The sequence below is a fragment of the Spiroplasma endosymbiont of Panzeria rudis genome (assembly GCF_964019705.1).
GTDB classification, from domain to species: domain Bacteria; phylum Bacillota_I; class Bacilli_A; order Mycoplasmatales; family VBWQ01; genus Spiroplasma_E; species Spiroplasma_E ixodetis_A.
This window is the reverse complement of record NZ_OZ026460.1, coordinates 1,229,102-1,249,788: the sequence shown is the minus strand read 5'-3', so window position 1 is coordinate 1,249,788 and position 20,687 is coordinate 1,229,102. Positions and strand designations below refer to the sequence as shown.

General features: G+C 24.4%; 19 protein-coding genes, 10 tRNA genes and 1 other RNA gene. 27 read left to right on the top strand and 3 right to left on the bottom strand.

Going from position 1 to position 20,687, the window contains the following annotated elements:
• Positions 1-74 precede the first annotated feature (74 nt).
• Genes AACK89_RS06965 through AACK89_RS06955 form a run of 3 tightly spaced genes read left to right on the top strand, consistent with a single transcriptional unit; the run spans position 75 to position 2,196 of the window.
• Entirely contained in the window at positions 75-431 is a 357-nt protein-coding gene (locus AACK89_RS06965) for an MG284/MPN403 family protein (protein WP_338961069.1), read from the top strand.
• Between the two features lie 9 nt (positions 432-440).
• Positions 441-1,832, top strand: coding sequence for a hypothetical protein (locus tag AACK89_RS06960; protein ID WP_338978229.1), 1,392 nt, complete (start codon positions 441-443; stop codon positions 1,830-1,832).
• Position 1,833: 1 nt separating this feature from the next.
• Positions 1,834-2,196, top strand: coding sequence for a hypothetical protein (locus tag AACK89_RS06955; RefSeq protein ID WP_338978228.1), 363 nt, complete (start codon positions 1,834-1,836; stop codon positions 2,194-2,196).
• Positions 2,197-2,216: 20 nt separating this feature from the next.
• On the opposite strand, the gene AACK89_RS06950 is transcribed toward AACK89_RS06955, so the two are convergent.
• A protein-coding gene (locus AACK89_RS06950) for an IS3 family transposase (RefSeq protein ID WP_338977768.1) occupies positions 2,217-3,316 on the bottom strand; the annotation gives its coding sequence in 2 pieces (ribosomal slippage) (positions 2,217-3,073 and positions 3,073-3,316; 1,101 coding nt in all).
• A 271-nt stretch (positions 3,317-3,587) separates the two neighbouring features.
• Between AACK89_RS06950 and AACK89_RS06945 the strand changes: the two genes are divergently transcribed.
• The 3 genes from AACK89_RS06945 (at position 3,588) to AACK89_RS06935 (ending at position 4,463) form a co-directional block, all read left to right on the top strand.
• The gene (locus tag AACK89_RS06945; RefSeq protein WP_281748951.1) at positions 3,588-3,842 is read left to right on the top strand and encodes an acyl carrier protein; all 255 of its coding nucleotides are present in this window, start codon (positions 3,588-3,590) and stop codon (positions 3,840-3,842) included.
• 25 nt (positions 3,843-3,867) lie between these two features.
• Positions 3,868-4,329 carry a Fur family transcriptional regulator gene (locus AACK89_RS06940; protein WP_281748950.1) on the top strand — a complete coding sequence of 154 codons (462 nt, stop codon included), beginning with the start codon at positions 3,868-3,870 and terminating at the stop codon, positions 4,327-4,329.
• A gap of 59 nt (positions 4,330-4,388) precedes the next feature.
• Positions 4,389-4,463, top strand: a tRNA-Trp gene (locus tag AACK89_RS06935).
• Positions 4,464-4,513: 50 nt separating this feature from the next.
• On the opposite strand, the gene AACK89_RS06930 is transcribed toward AACK89_RS06935, so the two are convergent.
• Positions 4,514-5,395, bottom strand: coding sequence for a DegV family protein (locus tag AACK89_RS06930; RefSeq protein WP_338978227.1), 882 nt, complete (start codon positions 5,393-5,395; stop codon positions 4,514-4,516).
• Positions 5,396-6,031: 636 nt separating this feature from the next.
• Here AACK89_RS06930 and AACK89_RS06925 point away from each other — a divergent pair.
• The 5 genes from AACK89_RS06925 to AACK89_RS06905 all read left to right on the top strand — a co-directional run bounded on the left by AACK89_RS06925 (position 6,032) and on the right by AACK89_RS06905 (position 11,449).
• Positions 6,032-6,322, top strand: a complete 291-nt coding sequence (locus AACK89_RS06925; protein WP_338978225.1) for a hypothetical protein — start codon at positions 6,032-6,034, stop codon at positions 6,320-6,322.
• Positions 6,323-6,363: 41 nt separating this feature from the next.
• Positions 6,364-7,842 carry a hypothetical protein gene (locus AACK89_RS06920; protein WP_338978223.1) on the top strand — a complete coding sequence of 493 codons (1,479 nt, stop codon included), beginning with the start codon at positions 6,364-6,366 and terminating at the stop codon, positions 7,840-7,842.
• 365 nt (positions 7,843-8,207) lie between these two features.
• Positions 8,208-8,471, top strand: coding sequence for a preprotein translocase subunit SecG (gene secG / locus AACK89_RS06915; RefSeq protein ID WP_174480339.1), 264 nt, complete (start codon positions 8,208-8,210; stop codon positions 8,469-8,471).
• A gap of 114 nt (positions 8,472-8,585) precedes the next feature.
• On the top strand, positions 8,586-10,862 hold the full coding sequence (rnr, locus tag AACK89_RS06910) for a ribonuclease R (protein ID WP_338978220.1): 2,277 nt from the start codon (positions 8,586-8,588) through the stop codon (positions 10,860-10,862).
• Complete coding sequence (locus AACK89_RS06905) at positions 10,835-11,449, top strand: hypothetical protein (RefSeq protein ID WP_338978218.1); 615 nt, start codon at positions 10,835-10,837, stop codon at positions 11,447-11,449. The genes rnr and AACK89_RS06905 overlap by 28 nt, the downstream gene beginning before the upstream one ends.
• On the opposite strand, the gene AACK89_RS06900 is transcribed toward AACK89_RS06905, so the two are convergent.
• Positions 11,450-11,842: a hypothetical protein gene (locus AACK89_RS06900; protein WP_338974053.1), complete on the bottom strand. Its 393-nt coding sequence runs from the start codon at positions 11,840-11,842 to the stop codon at positions 11,450-11,452. It abuts the gene before it with no gap.
• 276 nt (positions 11,843-12,118) lie between these two features.
• On the opposite strand from AACK89_RS06900, the gene smpB reads away from it, so the two are divergent.
• The 16 genes from smpB (at position 12,119) to AACK89_RS06820 (ending at position 20,677) form a co-directional block, all read left to right on the top strand.
• Positions 12,119-12,550, top strand: a complete 432-nt coding sequence (smpB, locus tag AACK89_RS06895; protein WP_338961046.1) for an SsrA-binding protein — start codon at positions 12,119-12,121, stop codon at positions 12,548-12,550.
• A 26-nt stretch (positions 12,551-12,576) separates the two neighbouring features.
• The gene (locus AACK89_RS06890; protein WP_338978216.1) at positions 12,577-13,863 is read left to right on the top strand and encodes a hypothetical protein; all 1,287 of its coding nucleotides are present in this window, start codon (positions 12,577-12,579) and stop codon (positions 13,861-13,863) included.
• Positions 13,864-14,055: 192 nt separating this feature from the next.
• Positions 14,056-15,297 (top strand): hypothetical protein, encoded by a 1,242-nt coding sequence (locus AACK89_RS06885; protein WP_338978213.1) that lies wholly within the window; start codon positions 14,056-14,058, stop codon positions 15,295-15,297.
• Positions 15,298-15,955: 658 nt separating this feature from the next.
• A complete protein-coding gene (locus AACK89_RS06880; protein ID WP_338975864.1) occupies positions 15,956-16,231 on the top strand; it encodes a BspA family leucine-rich repeat surface protein in 276 nt (91 codons plus the stop codon).
• Between the two features lie 96 nt (positions 16,232-16,327).
• Positions 16,328-16,744: a transfer-messenger RNA gene (ssrA, locus tag AACK89_RS06875) on the top strand.
• A gap of 196 nt (positions 16,745-16,940) precedes the next feature.
• Positions 16,941-17,016: transfer RNA gene (locus AACK89_RS06870), tRNA-Cys, on the top strand.
• A 107-nt stretch (positions 17,017-17,123) separates the two neighbouring features.
• Positions 17,124-17,200 (top strand) — tRNA-Arg (locus AACK89_RS06865).
• A 1-nt stretch (position 17,201) separates the two neighbouring features.
• Positions 17,202-17,278, top strand: a tRNA-Pro gene (locus AACK89_RS06860).
• Between the two features lie 13 nt (positions 17,279-17,291).
• Positions 17,292-17,367, top strand: a tRNA-Ala gene (locus AACK89_RS06855).
• Between the two features lie 34 nt (positions 17,368-17,401).
• Positions 17,402-17,478: transfer RNA gene (locus tag AACK89_RS06850), tRNA-Met, on the top strand.
• Between the two features lie 7 nt (positions 17,479-17,485).
• Positions 17,486-17,562 (top strand) — tRNA-Ile (locus AACK89_RS06845).
• A 13-nt stretch (positions 17,563-17,575) separates the two neighbouring features.
• Positions 17,576-17,665: transfer RNA gene (locus tag AACK89_RS06840), tRNA-Ser, on the top strand.
• A gap of 21 nt (positions 17,666-17,686) precedes the next feature.
• Positions 17,687-17,761, top strand: a tRNA-Met gene (locus tag AACK89_RS06835).
• A gap of 1 nt (position 17,762) precedes the next feature.
• A tRNA-Asp gene (locus tag AACK89_RS06830) sits at positions 17,763-17,838 on the top strand.
• A gap of 231 nt (positions 17,839-18,069) precedes the next feature.
• On the top strand, positions 18,070-19,836 hold the full coding sequence (locus AACK89_RS06825) for a hypothetical protein (protein ID WP_338978212.1): 1,767 nt from the start codon (positions 18,070-18,072) through the stop codon (positions 19,834-19,836).
• A 229-nt stretch (positions 19,837-20,065) separates the two neighbouring features.
• A complete protein-coding gene (locus AACK89_RS06820; protein ID WP_281749114.1) occupies positions 20,066-20,677 on the top strand; it encodes a hypothetical protein in 612 nt (203 codons plus the stop codon).
• Positions 20,678-20,687 lie beyond the last annotated feature (10 nt).

Genomic DNA, 20,687 nt, shown 5'->3' with positions numbered 1-20,687 from the left:
ATTAGTAAGTTAAATAGAAATAAAATAGAGGAAAAATAATTATTTGTTTTTAAATTATTATTGAGGTGATAATAATGAAAGAACAAATAAGTGCTGATAAGCAACTAATTGCTGCTATTTTTGTTAAATATGAACAAGCAAAATTAACATTAGCAAATAATAATTTTAAAGAAAATTATGTTTTGAAAGAGGATAGTGTTCACTATGCTAATAAGATAGTGATAAATAAAGATTTAAAAAATTATGAAAAACATGTGCAAATTGTTGATACAGTTTTAGCATTATTACCAAAAAATGAATATAGTTATATTATTAGAACGTTCTTAGTTAAATCAAATAAAAATTGATGAAAAAAATATTATCATATCAAAGAATATGAAAAATTAGAAAAAACGGCTATTAAGCGTTTTTTATACTTATATTTAATTTAAGGATATAAAATGAATATTAATAGCATTGATTTATTGAATTCGCGTAGTTTTTTAGAACAAAAGATGAATTTAACAAGTGATGTAAAAAACAGCCCCATTTATGAAAAAGAATTATTTTTAATTCCAAGATTTACAGTGGTTGGCTTTCCGATCCAAACTTTGCAAAAAAGCAGTTATTATTATATTGAACTTCAAATTGTAGAAGCATATAGTTATGATTTTGATATTAACAAAGAACCAAGTGAAGGATTACTTGACGATGTAACGTTTCAATATGATTTGAATTATAGTAGTATTAAGCAAGCAAGTGGACAACTTGTGATATCTAAATCAATTAAGTGAGTATTTCTTACTTCTTCATATTTAGAATTACTTGAAAATAATAAACTTGGTCCATATGCTGATATTTCTTTTTTGCATATGGTTATGAAAACTTATAAGATAATTTTACCAGCAATAGCAATTAAAAAAGATAATGTAAATATTTTGAATTATAGTTTTAATTGTAAAAAACCTAGTAATTTAAAGGAAATTCGTCATATTAATAATAAACATAATTATGGATCACTTAGTTTTTATTTTAATAGTAATCCACAGTATCAATTACAAATTAAACCAAAAATGTTTATTACAACAAATTTTAATTTAGAAATTAAAAATCCCATTATTTTAACGACAAATTTCTCTGATAAAGGATTTTATCATATTTTTTCTAAAACGATTATGAAGAACATGATAGTTGGTGGAAAATCAAGATTAGATGAGGTTTTTAAGTTTTCTGGTAATAATATTAATACTGCAAATATAGTGCCAATAAAAATAAAACGTTATCTAGTATCGCATTTTCCAAAAGTAAAAGATTGATATAATGATAAAGAAACAATATTACGTAAAATATTAATATTTAATAATAATTTTGATTTACAACAAAATACATCATTAAATATTAATGAAAATCTATCAAAATTTTATCAAAATAATAAAATACCAGCTTTTTTATTACGTAATAAAAAAAATATTGATGAATATTATTTAGAATTTTATAGCACTATTTATAATAGCATTGTAAATAAAATAGTATTGAATGATGAAATAGGAAAAAATCAATTTGACTTACCAAGATTTGAAGATTTTCACTTTAATATAAATATTCCATTTTATTTTCAAACCTTTTTTAAATATGATATTAATTTAAAATTTATTGAAGAAAGTAGTGAACCAATTATTGGTGGTCCATATCATTCTATTTTTATTAAAAAATTAATAAGAAATAATAGTGAAAATTGAGTGGCAGCTACTAATTTTAGTTTAACTTACAATGAAATATTAAAATTTTATAGTAGTGATAACTTTAGTTTTATTGATTATAAGTATTTAATACATAGTCAAATAAAGGTATAAAATGTTTATACGTAAGTTACAAATTAGCATTTTAATTATTACTATCACTATTACATTAAGTATTATATTATTTTTTATTATCAAAAATTTTTCAACTAATAAAAATTTAAATGAAATGGTAAAAGAATATGATGTAGAATTAGAGACCGTAGATGATAAAAAAGAAAATTTAAATCCAGAGATAGTTGTAGAAGCTATTGATATTAAAAAATTAAATGAAAGTATTACAATTATTTTAGATAAAAATAGTACTATCTTAGCAAATCAGTCACAGATTATATATAAAATACAATTTAATCAAGATTTATTTCAATACATATTTTTAAAGTTAATTATTAAAACATGGAATGGCAACCCTTTTTAGGACTATTTTTTGGTAGACATTTATTTTTGATAATTAACTGGAGTTAAGTAGTTTAAAGTGCTGTGAATTCTTATGTTGTTATATCAGTTGATGTAATCAAATAATTCTAATTTTAATTGGATTAATGATGTAAAATTTTTATCATTAATAAATTCAATTTTGAAAGTTTTAAAAGTTGCTTCAGCAACAGCGTTATCATAAGGACAACCTTTTTTGCTTAAAGAGCGATTAATATTGAATGCTAGTAAAAGTTTATCAATAATTTTATTATTAAATTCATTACCGCGATCACTATGAAATATTTGAATATCTTTTAAACAACGATTTGAGTGCATAAATGCTTGATGTACTAATGATGCATCTTTTTTAGTACCTACACTATGTCCAATAATTTCGCGGTTAAATAGGTCAATTAATAGGCAAATATAGTTTCATTTACCATTAACTTGAACATAAGTTAAATCACTAACAATAACTTCATTTTTAAGCCTATTATTAAAGTTTCTATTAACGATATTGGTTATTTGACTATCGTTGACTTTATTATGATGATTTTTGAATGATAATTTAGTGTATTTTGATATTAAATTATGTTTATTCATAATTTCTTTAATTTTTCTGCGTGACAAATAAATATTCTTTTCTTTTAGAACAACTTTTAATCTTCTTGTTCCATAAACTTCTTTATTTTCTTTAAAAGCACTAATAACAGCTTCATCATAAATATTATTTTGTTTTTTTTCTTTTTCCTTTAAATTAAAATAATATGTTGATTTAGAAAGTTTTAAAAAACGACACATTGTGCGAATTTTATATTTAACTTTATTTTTAGCAATAATTTCTATTTTCTGCCTATTATTAGTGCTGCTTGCTTTAAAATATCATTTTCCATTCGTAACTGTTTTAATTCTTTTCTTAATTTAATTAATTCATTTTCTTCAATAGAACGATTATCTTTAGTTTTAAAACTGCCTGAATTAGTAAATTGCTTAATTCAATTATAAGTAGCTGCTCTTGTAACATTGTACTCTTTAGCAAGACAAGACACTGACTTACCGCTTTGATATAAAGCTACTATTTGTTTTTTAAATTCATCGGTATATGAGTTAATATTGGCCATAATTATAGTTCCTTTCTTTTAACTAATTTGTTCACTTGTCTACGTAATTAGTGTCCAATAAAGTGTAACCTATCCAACATTTCCACAATGAAAAATTAATAATTTTATTTTTCATTTTAATATTTTAAATAATGCTGTATGAGTTGAATATAATACTAATTTAAAACTAGATTATTTAGAATGATATTTTAAAATAACAAATAAAATTTAATGCTCTATGTTATACTAAGTATAACTATTAATAAAAATGATTTAAATTAGGAGTGAATTTATGAATATTTTAAGTGAAATTCATAAAATTGTTAAAGAGGATTATCCAGAGATTAAAGAAAAAATTACACCGAAAACTAAATTTAAAGATGTAAAAATTGACTCTCTTGGATTAGTAATGATTGTTCTTAAATTAGAAGAAGAGCATCATGTAAAAATTGATGATAATAAATTACTGGATTTACAAACAAAAACAGTTCAAGATTTAATAAATGAAATTGAGAGATTAGAATCAGCAGAAAATAAAAAAAAGTAATATTATATTTTATCAGGAGATTAGTATGAATAAAAATTTTGAAAATATTATCCAAAAGTTGAAAGATAAAGACTATCGTTTAACTGATGTTCGTAAAGCAGTTATTAAAGTATTAACGCTTAAGCAACATGTTAGTATTAATGATATTATTAGTTTTTTAACAAAAGAAGGTAATGATAATATTAATATTATGAGTATTTATAATACTATTGATTTATTAATGACAGAACATATTATTCATGCTAATGTTTTTGAAGGAAAACAAATAATTTATGAACTATCAGAAAATACCGTTCATATTATTTGTAATTTTTGTAATAAAATTATTCATGCCTCTTTCGAAGATAAACAACAAATTTCACCATTACAAGAAGAAAAACTTGAAAAATTAGCGATTAAAAATAATTTTTATTTTTCACATTATAAGTTAGAAATTCATGGAATTTGTGATAAATGTGAATTAAAAATAAAAAAAATGAAATTTTAATTGAACTTAAAACTTCTTTCGCGTAAAATTGAACATGTACTATTTAAATTAAATATTTTAGGGGTGTAGTTCAATGGTAGAACATCGGCCTTCAGATCCGAGTGTTGTGGGTTCGAGTCCTGCCACCCCTGCCATTATTAAAAATCACTTTTAAATGTTTCTCATAAAAGTGAATTTTTTATTATTATAATTTTGGTAATTTATCTTTATCTAAATTAAAAGCAACAAAACTGAAGGTTCCAATTCCTGTATGAGCACAAATTACATTTGCTAAATTAATAGTTTTGACGTTTTTAATGCCACAATCTTTAACAAATTTTGTAACTTTTTCTATTTCTTTTGCCTCAGCAAAAGCATGAATAATGTAAAAAAGAGTAATACTTTCTATTTTTTTATTTTTATTAATTTCTTTAAGAGTATTTTTAATAGCTTTATCTCATGTTCTTGTTTTATCAAATTTATCAATGGTTCCGTCAAAAGATAAAATTGGAGTTATTTTTAACATAGTAGCTAAGGCTGCTGCTGATTTTGAAATTCTACCACCACGAACTAAATAATTTAAATCATAAGGTAAAATAAATGCTATATAGTTATCTCTTATTAATTTTAGTGCTTCTATAATATCATTAACATTATTTTTTTCGTTAAGTGACATTTGATATGCTTTTTTAACTAATAGTCAGTTAATAACTGAAACACCATTACTATCAAAAACAAAAACTTTATCTTTAAAATTAGATTCTTTTGATAACATAGTAGCAGTGTTATATTGACCTGATAACCCTTTTGATAAAGGAATAAAAATAATCTTTTCAAATTTAGTTAAAGCATCTTCTCAAATTATACTCATTTGACCAAGTGGTGTTTGCGAAGTTTTGGCAGATTGTTTTTCATGAACTATTCTATTATAGAATTCTTCATCCTTTAGAATGTTAGGGTCATCAGTAATAGTTGTATCATCACTAAAAGTGATTAATAATGGACAAAAGCCAATATTCATTTCTTTTAAATCTTTAATTGAAAATCCTGAAGAGGAATCAGCAACAATACCAATTTTTTTTTTCAATTTTCTCACCCTAACTATAATATTTTTTACTTATTTATTAAATTATAACATATATTTTTTACTTAAAAATGGACTTTCATCGTTGAAAGATATATAAAATAGTTAATATGTTGTTTTTGGAATAATTTATTCTTGTTTCTTAGATTTTTTACCAGAACATTAATTTTAAAAAAAACTGAATGTATTCTAAAAACAATTGGTTATATAATTAACACTAGTTTTGACATGAAAGGATTTTATTAATAAATTAAATATTTTTTCAAAATTAAAAATTATTAATGACGGAAAAAAATAATTAAATATCTAACAAAATATATTAAACCAAAACTATCATCATATTACTTTTTAAAAATCAAGAAAAATTTATTAAAAAAGTTAAAAAATAAAACTCATTAAGTAATAAAAATAAAAAAATCCAAATAAATGAATGACTACTTAAAAACTCAAATCAATATTGAAATGTTGATGAAAATATTAATGATATAAATCAATATGTTGTGTTTTTTCTAATTATCAAAGAATATATTTTAAATTTCTAAAACCCCGATATTTTTATATCAAATCTGTTTTATTTCATAAATCATATAAAATGATTACACTATGAAAAATTTAAAGATTTAAAGAGAGGGTTATATTATGAAAAAGAAAATTATTAAAACAATCATTGCATCAACTGCATTAACTAGTGGTATTCCTGCTGAAAGTGGTACTTTAACTAAAATAGAAACTGAAATAGAAAATGAATTAGAAGAAAAAGATGAAAGAGTAAATTCTACAAAAAAAAGAGTTAAAAGGCAAACTCCACCAAGTTTACAAAAAACAATGACAACAATTAATATTGGTCAAATTGAATCGAATGATAAACAACATATTATTCAAAGATTAAGAGAAATTAATCATCCAATTTTATCTAGAGAAGATTTTTAGAAAATATTGAATTTGAAAACATTACAAATATTAATGCAACAGTGCATGCTGGTATTAACATTTACGATCAAAATCCCGCAAGAAATATTCCAAAAAATTTAAATTTTACTATTAACTTTACACCTCAAAGATTAACATTATCAAGTATTCTTATTAGAACTGAGTTAGGAGAATTGTTAGATAATGCACCATTAACAATAATAGAGAGACTAAATTTTTTAAATCCCGATTTGCATTTACGTTATCCTAGTTTTACAAATAGACATCCTATAGGCATAAATAATTTTCAAATTTTATCAGAAAATGTTTATGATTTTCAACAGAATAATCCTCATATTGTTTTTGATAGTGATTTAAATGTAACTTTTACTATTAATGAACAAAGCGTAAGATTATCAACTTTACTTAGAAATACTAATTTAGGACAAATTAGACGTAATGATCCGAGTACTATTATGGAGAGATTATGAGAATTAAATCCTGATTTAGTTTTTCATTTCGATTTTGCGGCTGGTATAGACTTCTCTCCATTTTTAACTTCAACTACATTAATAATTCCATTATCACATATGTTTCGTCCAAATAGTATAATATTTACACAAAATTTGAATATTATTTATGATTGTGATTTTAGTGTTACTTTTACTACCCTTGAAGATATATCAAATTATAGACCAAGTAATTCGCACACCACTACAACAACAACCCCTTCACCTTCAGCAGGTGGAAGCGCTGTTTTGCCATCAACATCTGAACAATCTTTTAACATTGGAACTAGTTCTAGAAATAGAAATCAACACAGTAATCAAAGTACATACTCTAGAACAAATCAGAAACCAAAGTGTGATATTTTAAAAACACAAATTATTGATCAAAAATTATTAGATATTTATCACACCACATCTACAGAAAGTAAAAATAATGCAAGAAAAAAACTAACAGAAATTTATGGACAACATTTTACTGATGCTAGTTGAGCACAATTTGAAAAAATTGTTGAATTGCATAAATACGGAATCGTTTTTATAACACCTAATAAAAATGAATATTTATTAAAAGGTCTAGTCACTACCACAACTATGAGTATTCCACCTGCATATAAAGTTGTTAAATGAATAAGTTCTCCACAAGCTACAACAGTAGTTGAAACAGAAGAAGCGGTGCCTTTATTAGAAGTTGGTGAGGAAGGAGCCATTGCTATTGGCGAAGAGGTTGTTGAAGGTGGTGCATCTGTTATGATTGAAGGAGGACCTATTGGATGAGTTGTGGGTGGAGTAATTATAGTTGGTGGAATAGCATATTTAGCGTATAATTGATCCCATGCTCATAATGCTGATATCAATTCCCATAATCAATATAATAAAATAGAAAAATATTACGTACCTTTAGACAATAAAACTCCACAATATACAGAATCAAGCAAAATTAAATTAGGTATTAGTAATGATATGTGAATAAGATTAGCAGAAATTTATCAAGATAATAAAGATGACTATCAACTTTTTGAAAAAAAATTTTAAGTGAAATTACTAAATTTCCGCAATTTATAGGAACCTTAGCAAATAGTTTAAGTGATAGTAATTTAAAAAATTTAGTTAAAGTTATGTATAATAATTTTTCAGAAATAAACATTTTTTATATGATGACAAATCAACATGGATGAAAGATTGTAACAAATGCTGTTAGAAATTACTTAGAAATTGAACCAGAATAAAGTTAATAAATTTTTCCTATAAAAGAATTATAAAACATAACATATTAGGCTTATTTCATAATTAAAATTTTAATTTTGGAATAAGTCATAATAATAATTATGAAATTTTTTTTATTTTTAGTAAAATTAAGTGTAAAATTAATAATATTATAAAGAAGTGGAAGTGACAAAATGAGTCAAAACATTATTTTTGCTTTTGAAATTATTGCCTTAATTATCGCTATATTATTAGTAATTTTAGGTTTATTACAAGGTAAAAAAAATCATAATGGACTTGGTGCTTTAAGTGGGGGTAATCAAGAATTATTTGCTAGTACTAAAGAACGTGGTTGAAGTAAGTTATTTTCTATTGCCACTTTAGTATTAGGTATATCGTTATTTACTATGGCAATAATAGTAAGAATTCTTATTAATACTATTGGAGTTATAAATTAATGATAATTATTTTATAAAAAGGCACACTAAAATGTGCCTTTTTATAAATTTTAAAAGATAGATTATAATTATATAATTAATTATATAATTAGGATAAAGTTGGGATTGATTGAAATGAAGCAAGAGATTATTAATGAGTTACAAAATAGTATTACACCTTTATCAACGGTTGATTTAACAGTGAAACTTAATATTACTAATCATCATCAACAGCAAGAACTTATTGCTGATTTAGAAGAATTGAAAAATAGTGAAATTATTTTGGAAAATAAAGAACAACAATTTTATATGCTAAAAAATAATAATTTATTTATTGGCAAAATTCAAATTACTAAAAAAGGATTTGGATTTGTTAAATTATTAAATAGTGAAGAAGAATATTACGTTAATATAAAAAACATAAATAATGCGTTAAATAATGATGAAGTATTATGTAAGTTAGTAAAAATTAATAATCAGAATGATGAGGCTGTAGTATTAAAAATTATTAAACGTGATACTAATCTTCTTGTTGGTACTGTTATTGTTAATGCAGATACGAAAGTAAAAACATTATTAATTCAAAATGCAAAGTTACAACAGTATGAAGTTAATATTTTAAACCCCGATAAAGCGTTAGAAAATAATATTGTTGTTGCAAAAATTAAAAATTTTGAACAAAATATTTTTAATGTTACTATTACTAAAATCTTGGGTAATATTAATGATCCTGGTGTTGATATTTTAGCTGTTATTTATGAAATTGGTATTAAAGCACAATTTGATGTTGAAACATTAACAGCAACAGATAAGGTGCCATTAACAGTTTTAGAATCAGATAAAATTGGTCGTATTGATTTGACTAAAGAGTTATTAGTTACAATTGATGGTAAAGATGCTAAAGATTTTGATGATGCTATTTGTGTTACTAAACTAGTTAATGGTAATTATCGTTTAATTGTAGCTATTGCTGATGTTAGTCATTATGTAACAGAAAATAGTCCTTTAGATGAAGAGGCATTTACTCGTGGTACATCTGTTTACTTAGCAGATCGTGTTATTCCTATGTTACCAACGCAGTTATCAAATGGTATTTGTTCTTTAAATGAACAAGTAGAACGTTTATGTATGGTTTGTGATATGGAAATTGATAAGAATGGTTTAACAGTAAAACATAAAATTTATCAGGCATTTATGAAATCAGCAAGAAGAATGAATTATGAGGAAGTAAATGATGGATATAATGGTAAAAATCCAAATTTTATTAAAACACATCCACAAATTTGAGAAATGTTACTAAAAGCAAAAGAATTGCACCAAATTTTATGAAAGTTTAAACAAGATGCTGGAGTAATTGATTTTGAAATTAATGAAGCAAAAACAATTATTAACGATAATGGAGAAGTAACTGATATTATTTTAAGAACTCGTGATATCGCTGAAAAATTAATTGAAAGTTTTATGATTAGAGCTAATGAAGTAGTTGCTAAAACTGTATTTGATATGAAATTACCTTTTATTTATCGTGTTCATGAACATCCTCGTTCTAAAAAAATGCATCAAATGGTTACAATTCTGAAATTAATGGGTATTAAATTAAATCCAAAAATCACAAATATTAGTTCAAAAGATTTACAATTATTATTAAATTCTTTAAAACAATTACCAACATTTCAAGTTTTATCAACTTTATTATTAAGAAGTATGGAAAAAGCACAGTATACTAATAAATGTATTGGCCATTTTGGACTTGCTAGTGATTATTATACACATTTTACTTCGCCAATTAGACGTTATCCCGATTTAATAGTTCATCGTTTATTGCGTCAATATATAGTTAAAAGAGAAATAAATGCTAAAATAATTGAGAAATATCAAAGTTTTACTAATTGAGCTGCTGAGCAATCTAGTAATATGGAATTAAAAGCATTAGAGTGTGAACGAGCTGTAGATCAAATGAAAAAAGCAGAATACATGATGCAATTTATTGGTCATAAATTTGAAGGTATAATTTCTAGTGTAACTGGTTTTGGATTATTTGTTGAGTTAGATAATACAATTGAGGGTTTAATTAGAATTGCAGACATGACTGATGATTATTATATTTTTAATGAAAAAGCAATGATTTTGTTTGGTGAAAGAAAACGAAAACAGTATGCTCTTGGTCAAAAGGTCAGTGTTCTTGTAAAAAGTGCAAATAAAGTTGCTAGAACTATTGATTTTATTTTAGAAGAAAATGGTCAGCAAAATAAAAACCGTGATAAAAATAATAATAATCAATCATCAAAAATGTATAAAGCAAATAATTTTAAATATAGAAAAAAGATAAAACTAAATGGTAAAGTTAAAAAAAATAAAAGTGAAAAGAAAAATGGAGTAAAAAAATGAAAATACAAGGGCAAAAAAGATTAATTCAACAAAGCAATCTTAACATTGAATGCTATTATTATAATTATTTTAAATCACCAGGTTTAAAACAATATCCGGATTTATTATGAGTTAATGAAGATTATAACTTAATTAAGCAAGTAAATATTGAACAAAATATTGTAATAAGATTAGCAACTAATTTATTTGAAGTTGGTCAAAAATTTAATTTGTTTGAAAATTTAGATTATTTTATTATGATGCCAAAAAAACCTACTTCAGTTAGTAGTTTAGAATTAGTAATAATTGAATTAGTTAAAATTATTAAAAAAAAATTAAATTATAAAATATTATTTATTAATAATATTTTCCAAGTTGATAACTACCGTAAATTTTGAGAAAATAAATTAAAAGTTAGCGAAAGACAAATGGAAATTACTAATAAGATTCATTTATTACCTAAATATATTAATTTTTTTAATAAAAAAAACATTATTATTATTGATGATATAGTTGCCTCAGGGATTTCTATTGTCCAAACTATTTTAGAAATTATCAATAATAACAATGATTTTAAAATTAAAGCTTTGTGTTATGGTTCAGTTTATAATTGAGAAGAAATTTATAAATAGTTAAAAGAGTTTCCTAATTTTTCTCTTTTTTTCTTCTAATGAGTCTGATTCAGATATATTATAAGAATCTTCAATATTATTTATAAATGCATAATTAATTTCAGCATTAATTTGATTTTTAGCAATAAGTTTTAAGATAAAATCAGCAGTATCTGCTTCTAAAGCAAATGTGTAAATTTCAAATTCATCTTCATTAATAATTTCCGTTTTAGTAGAAATTTTTAAAATATGATTTTGTTCATCAATAATAATTTTACAAACCTCAAGTTTTTTACCAGTTAAAATTTTATAAATAATTACTTTATCATTATTATTTTTATCAAAACCCAAATCGCCTTGATAAAATTGACTATTTTTTACTGTTGTTGCTTTAGTATTTAACTCTCCTGCCATGTCCTTAGACTCCTTTCAGTTGTTTATTAATATATAAAATTAACAAAAACCCGTAAAACAAATATAAAATCTATTTCTTGGGTCGCTATACAACAAATATTAATTTTATGTTTAATTTTACATTAATCATTGCTAGAAAAACTATTGATTAATCTAACCTTCATTAGATTATAGCATGTTCTTAATAAAAAACAAATTTAAGTAAGTATTTCGGTATTTATGAAATTATTATTATATAATCTAATTATAAAGTTTATGAAAATAATGGTGGAAACAATGAAAATAATTGCAAAAAATAAAAAAGCGTACTTTAATTATGAATTATTAGAAAAATTAGAAGTGGGAATTGTTTTGACTGGTTCTGAAATTAAATCAATTCGTTTAGGTAATGTATCTTTACAGGATAGTTATGTAACTTTTAGTAATAATGAAGCTTATATTATTAATATGAACATTAATACTTATAAATTTACTACTAGTTATATACTTGATCCATTAAGAAAAAGAAAATTACTTTTAAATGCTCGTGAAATTAAAAAAATTCAACAAGAACAAAAGCAAAAAAACTTAACTGTTGTTCCAACAATGATATATTTAAATAGTAAAAGTAGAGCAAAGTTAGAAATAGCATTGGCTCGTGGTAAAAAAAATTATGATAAAAGAGAGACGATTAAAAATCGTGATGCAGTAAGACAAATCAAAAAATAATAATTTAATTAAGAAAGGAAAAAACTATGATAATATGATTACCTTTCTTAATAATCTTTTGTTTATTTACAAGTTTTTATTTATTTTTTCTTTTTAAGCAAAAGATAAATAAGTGACAATGATTATTTATTAGTTATTATTTTTTTCTTTATCTTGGTATTAATAGTTTAAAAGCTATTAATAATTTTTTAGTTTTATCATTAACTAATTTAGTAACTGAAGCAATTAGTATTACAGTGATTATTTCGCTTACTGTAATTATTTTTGCTATACCAGCTACTTTTTTTACTGCAAAATTTAAAAAAAGAAAGTTGTATATTTGATGAATGCATAGTTGACTTTTAGTTACTTGCTGTTTAGTTTTAATTGTACCAAATTTATGATCTTTGATTTTGTTAAATATTGCGTTAGGAATGAGTACTGCATCATTGGGAGTTCATGAATTAATGTTCAATGAACAATATTTTGTAAAATCACATGCTTTTTTAACTTTTACTATACTTATTGTTCCGGGATTATTGGCAAGTTTAATTATTATACCAATTAATATGCTCACATTTAATATTTCAACTATTACAATTTCAAAAATCAGTTATTTCATTATTGCTGCTTTGTGTTTTTTCATTTTGACTTTTTTCATGTCTTTTCTTTTACGAGAAGATCCAAAAAATATGGGTATGCACGATGAAATAGTTTTAAAAAAAATTAAAACTTTTTCTCAATGAAAAATAATAATTTTAATTATGTTTGGATTAACTATTTATTTAATTTATTATTTAATGAATTCTCAATTTTTTAATTATAGAATAAGTAATATTGATCAAAGATGGCATGTTTATAAAACTTTATTTACTACTTTGCCACAAGTAATTGGTGTTTTTTTATTGGGATGATGATTATATTATTTTTTCAGTGCTAATATTGCTTTATATTTTGGTTTTGGGATTTATATAGTAAGTATTATGGTTAGTTTAGTAACTAATAATATTTACGCAGTTTTGATTTCACAAATTTTATCCAATATTGCTTTTGGTATTTGTAGTTTTGTTGTATATAGTTTGGTTTTAGATTGAAATTATCGACAATTAATGCCTATCAAAGGAATTTATGCATCATGTATAGCTATTTTAACTTGTAGTGTTGATTTACTCGATAGTTTTATTAATTATAATTTAATTACTTTAAATAACGAAATAATGTTTTATATTGGTAATAGTATTGCGTTATTAACTGTTATTAGTTTAATATTTATTACGTTATTTTCTTCAAATTATTGAGTGACAGAAAAGCATCATGTTTTATTTACAAAATAAGTTTATTTTTAGATATTATATTTAAAGTGTTAATTATTAAAATACTTGTAGTTTCTTTTTAAAGTTTTAAAATATTAATTATACATATTGTATATGTATAAATTAAAATTTAATTTATAATTATTTTTTATTTTTATAATTAATTTAATGTTTCTATAAATTAATTATAAAAATAAAAAGGAGGTTTTTAATATGAAAACATTATTAGCAGCAGTAGGTGCTTTAACATTATCAACAACCATAGGAAATTTAACTGAGGATGTTTTAAAAACAACTTCACAAAAAACTAAATTTGAAAATAATAATATTAAAAATAAAACAATTTTAGAAAAACAATATAGTGCAATTGACTTAGCTGATATCATTACTGAATATAATTTGGGAAAAGTTAATAGTGGAAAAGATCTAATGCCATCTAAAATGAGTTTATTAATAGGAATTAAAGAAGTAAATAAAAAAGCTGCATTACTAACTATTGAAAATTTTGATATTAAAAAATATAGTGTAAGTTCTGTTACGATCATTGGTAAGAATAACTATGTAGGTGAAGTAACTTTACAATATAATATTATTAATTTTGTTCCTCAAAAATTAGCAGATGAAAATATTTATGATTTGGGTGTTGATTCACAAGGTAATATTTTTAGGACACAAGAAGATAAAGTTTATAAGCTTACACCAACGGGATTGGAGTTAATGTTAGAAATAGAAAGAGGTTCAACTCTTAGAAATTTAGTGGTTGATGCCGAAGATAATGTTTATGTTGGTAGTGATAATGGTGCAATTTATAAAAGTGATGGTATCCATAATTTTTCAAAAATTATATTATCAGAAAATTCACCACGTTGAATTTCATGCTTAACAATTAATAAAACAACTGGTATTGTTTATGCTGGTAATGACATTGGTGTATATAGTATTGGTCAAACTGGTAATGTTAGTTTGATTTCTGGGACAAATGGAGATTATATTAGAAGTTTAGCAATTGGTCCAGATGGTTCAATTTATGCTGGTGTTAATTATGGTGGTAAGATTTATAAAACCGATGGAATTAGTGGTCAATTTAGTATTTTTGAGCAAAGATCAGATGCTAATCAGATAAGTAGTTTAGTAGTTGATAATGATAATATTGTTTATGCTGGTTCTTGAATTGGCAATGTATATAAAATTAAAAATAGAACGTATAATGCAATTTTAGAAACGAATCCAAATCATGAGATTAAACGTTTACTCTTAGATAAAAATAATGATTTATATGCTAGTATTGATTCAAATAAAGTATATAAAAAATTAGCACAGCAAGATTCATTTTCTGAATTATCTGGAATAAAAAATACTAATGATCATATTTTTGCGTTAACTGTTGGTCCAGATGGTTCAATTTATGCTGGTGGTTCTCAAGGAATTTTATATAAAGCCTGAAATTTTAATTAAAATATTAATATATAAAAATATTTCTTGGTTTTATAGAAAACTATTTATATATGATTTAATATTGAATTTATTATAATAAATAATAAAATAACCTATTTCATGATTATTTTTTAGACCATAAATAAAATGTAATTATGAAGTGGGATTTTTATTTTTTTTAATATTTTCAAAATGTTTTAACAAATCACTATTGAAATAAAATTTAAGCATATTAAATAATTTATTACATAAAATTATATAAAATATGGTCATGCCATTATAAAAAAATTAAGAATTTAAGAGAGGTTTTTTATGTCTGAAAAAGTAAAAAAAAGAAAATTATTACTGCCATTGTTGGTGGTACTACTTTAGTTGGTGGAGCCACTGCTGGTATTTTGTATACTTCTGATATAGAAGCAAAAAACGAGGAAGAAAATGAAAAAGTAAAAAAATAAAATCACAATTTAATCCAAAGATTTTATTACCTAAACCACCAAATTCAAATAGACAATCAAATCGTTATAAATATACAATAGTACAACAACAAGATACAATTTACGTTGATAGTAATGGAGAAGAGCAAACAACTAGTAAAATAGACTTATCAGATATAAAAACTACTGAAATCATTCAAATTGGATTTTATAAAAATGAGAAAGAAGAAATTCAAGTTGTCAGAATGCCAAAAACAATTCAAAAAGTACCAGATCAGTTACCATCAGAAATAACAAGTACAAAACAGATGTTTCAAAGTGCTTCATCATTTAATCAAGATATTTCGGGTTGAGATGTTTCAAATGTAATAACTATGCATCATTCTATGTTTGCTGGCGCAATAACGTTTGATCAAAATTTATCACAATGAAATGTTTCAAAAGTAATAATTCATGATAATTTTGCTATTAATTCTCGAATTAGTAATAGCATTGATAAATTGCCAAATTTTAATTTTTAGATTTTATAATTTATGATGAAAATTTGAAAGAATTATTAGTAATTTTTAAGAAAACCAAAAATTGCTTTATATTAGAAAGTAATCTATAATATTAACGGGGATGTTCTGGTTTCGACAGGAGTGAACAACTAATTGTGGCAGTGGTTTGGTAGACCATAATACTACGAGGTTTCATAACCGGAAAACAAACTAAAACCGTAGTACCTAACTGATTCACAACAAAGTTAAACAACTTTGGATTTGGTTTAGGAAATCAAGCAGTTTTACCTGCTTAATTACTTAAGAAGTAAATACTACCGTTGCTAATAGCAAGTTTATCAATATTAGTAACGTATCATAAGGATAAACTAGAAAAAATGATGTTAATAAATTTTTTCGAATTTCCATTAACTAGCTATTCATAATTTCGTATAATTTATTATTAAATAGTGATTTTTCTAAATTATACTAAACTGTAGATACAGTTAGTCAGTTAACTTTTGGACGCGGGTTCGATCCCCGCCATCTCCACCATAAATTAAATGCACAATTGTGCTTTTTTTATTATTTAATTTAATAATTAATTATAAATAACTTTATAAGATTTTAATTAGTGAAATAAATAATAAAAAAATATTTAATATTTTATGAATAATATTGTAAAACAAGTTGCAAATAGTAACTAGTCTTGGTAATATTGAAAAGTCTTTAAATTTTTTTAATTATATTTGGAGCCGTGGCCAAGTGGTTTAAGGCATAAGTCTGCAAAACTTTGATCGTCGGTTCGAATCCGATCGGCTCCTCCAAAATATTAATAATATTTGCAAATATACTTGTAAATATTACTTTTAATAAGTTATAATTGATTAGGTTTAATGATTTAATGAGTTACTATAAATTTTAGTAATTAAATGCGCCTGTAGATCAATTGGATAGATCGTTTGACTACGGATCAAAAGGTTGTGGGTTCAAGTCCTGCCAGGCGCACCATCGGGATGTGGCTCAGCTTGGTAGAGCGCTCGGTTTGGGACCGAGAGGTCGCAGGTTCGAATCCTGTCTTCCCGACCATTATTAAAAACAAGGGCCCTTAGCTCATTTGGTAGAGCGCCTGCCTTGCACGCAGGAGGTGGTCGGTTCGATCCCGATAGGGTCCACCATTTATATATCGGTTTAAACATTTAAACTAAAACTGGCGAGGTAGCTCAGTTGATTAGAGCGTTCGGTTCATACCCGAGAGGCCATGGGTTTGAGTCCCATCCCCGCTACCATAGTCTAGGACCCTTAGCTTAGTTGGTTAAAGCTCCCGGCTCATAACCGGGCGAGCATTGGTTCGAATCCGATAGGGTCCACCATACTTAAATACTCGGAGGCTTACCCAAGTCCGGTTGAAGGGAACAGTCTTGAAAACTGTCAGTGCGCAAGTGCTCGAGGGTTCGAATCCCTCAGCCTCCTCCATTATTATTAAATTTTATACATCGCGGAGTGGGGAAGTGGTATCCCGTCGGGCTCATAATCCGAAGATCATTGGTTCAAATCCAGTCTCCGCAACCACGGTCTTGTGGTAAAGTGGTTAATACGCCTCCCTGTCACGGAGGAGATCGCGGGTTCGATCCCCGTCAAGACCGCCATTTAGAAAATAAAACATAAGCAGTATTAATTTAGAGAGTAAGTAAAAGGTCTTGCTCTTTTTTTATTGTTGTAATTAATAATTATTTTATTCATTATGGAAGAAAGTTTTTGATTGATTAAGTAAATTAAAAATATTAAAATACACGTATAATTTAAATAATCAATATAATTTTATTTAAATTTAACTATTACTTTATAATAGTTTTTAATTTTTAAAAGGGAGCAAAAATATGCCAAACAATTTATTAAACTTTAATAACTCATCTTCAAGTATCATAAGTAGCAATAATGTTGAGACATTGATACCAGTGAATAATGCATTAACATTAGAAAATGGTATCAATGAACCAATTTTAAAAAATATATTATCATTAAATTTTTTATACAATATTGAAATGGGTTCTAAAGAACAACTGCAGTTACTAACGGCAGAACAAATACAAGAATTTACCCAAAAACATATTAAAATGTTTAATAAAAAACAAATTCAAGCATTTACAGCCAAACAAATACCACATTTCACAAAAGCACAAATTCAAGCATTTACTTTACAACAAGTTTCATGATTTACTAAAGAGCAGAATTCATGATTTACTAAAAAACAACTTGCAACCTTTACACCAGCACAAGTTTTAAAGTTTAAGAATAAAAAAATCAAAAAAATAATTCAAAGAGAACAATTTCAAACATTTACATTAAAACCGATAAAAGTAACTTCATTAAGTTTAAATAGAAAAAAACGTTCGACTCGTTCGAACTTAGAAATGTATACTAGTCACCAAATTCAATTATTAACAAAAAAACAAATTTCAGAATTTACACCAGAACAAATACCAAAATTTGAACCAGAACAAATTCAAGCATTTACACCAGAACAAATACCAAAATTTGAACGAGAACAAATTCAAGCACTAACACTAAAACAAATTCAATCATTTACAGAAGAACAAATTCAAGCATTTAGTCCAAAACAAATTTTATGATTTGCACCATGACAGATTAGATTATTTACATCTGATCAAATTTCATGATTTAGATCAAGTCAGATTGTAGAATTTACTAAAAACCAAATTCAAGCATTTAGCCCAAAACAAATTTCAGAATTTACACCAGAACAAATACCAAAATTTGAACCAGAACAAATTCAAGCATTTACACCAGAACAAATACAAATATTCAGTCGTGCATATATTGATTCTTTTACATCTGACCAAATTTCATGATTTACACCAAGTCAGATTACACAATTTACAACTGAACAAATTCGAGAATTTACAGAAAAACAAATTCAATCATTTACACCAGAACAAATTCAATCATTCACTCCTGACCAAATTTCATGATTTAATCAAGAACAAATTTTAAATTTTACAGAAAAACAAATTCATTTTTTGACAGCAGAACAACGAAAAATTTTTGAGGGAAAAATAAATAAGTATTTTAATAGCACAACAGTTGCTTCAACAACAGTAAAACAAGTTGAAGAATTTAATTCAAAACTAATGCAATTATTATCAAAATCAGAAATTCAATCATTATCATTAGAACAAATTTTGTTATTAACTCCAATACAAAAAGCAGAACTGTCAGAAGAACAAATTTCATGATTTAATCAAGAACAATTGGCAACATTTAAATTAGAGTCAGAGCAAGTTCAAAACAATAAATTAGTTTCAATGTCTTTTTGAATTTTACCTATTTTACCTCTTTGTTTAGTTGGAGGCTTAATAGGTTTTATTTTTAAAAAAATTAGAACTAATTTTAAATCAAATAATAACTTAGAAAGAAATAATGCAAATAAATCACAAGAATTAATAAATATAAATAATGAAGAAGAAATATTAATTATGGATAATATTGAATTACAATCTGTATGTGATGAAAATATAGAAAGTCTAAATAATGAAGTTGATAAGTGAAAACAAATAAATTCAATAGATTTATCAGATTATCATTCACACTTAGAAAGTGTAAGTATTTCTGGACACTCCATATAATCAAAAAAATATTTAAACAATACTATATTATTAAAATAAACAATAACTATTGAAAATTATTGTTTATTTTTCATATTACTTGTAGTTAAAATAGATATTATTAATTATGTTTGTATTTATTTTAAAATAATAATTTAATTATTGGATAGATTTAAAATTTGGATATAAGTTAACTATATAGTTTTTAAATAAAATGCATTATAATTATTTTATAGGATGGGTGAAAGATATGGATAAATCATTAGATAAACAATTTTTAATTACAAGTAATCTTATTGGTCAAAAAGAGTTAAAGAAATTAAAGGAAACTCCTTTACCTTCATTATTAGATTTAAATTTAACAAGAGTTTATTTTACTAGTCTTGGTGATGGTTTTTCGCGAATATTTATTTTAATTATTCAAATTTTTTGAATTGGTTTGATTTTTTTTAATGGCATTGGTTTTGGTCAATTGGTTGCTAATCTTCCTGGTATACCATCAGCACCAGTTTTTCAAAGTGCAATATTAAAAGTAGTAGCAATGTTAGTTACTGTTTTATTTGCTTTTATAATTTTAATTATGATTTTACCCGTTTTTTTATCTAAAACTATTAGAGGTATTGGTTTAAGTTGTTTATTTTTTTTAATATTTGGTTCTATTGTTAATTTAATAATTATTGGTATTAGTTTTTTTATGTTTTCTTATAGTGACAGTCCTTATCGAATGACAGTATTGATTTTCGCGGTTATAGCACTCTTATTATGATGAATTGCTATTTTGCATTGATGATTAAATACTATTGAAAATAAAAAATATTTAATTAAAAGTATTATTAAAATGTATGAATTAAGTTTTAGATAATGGAAATTTA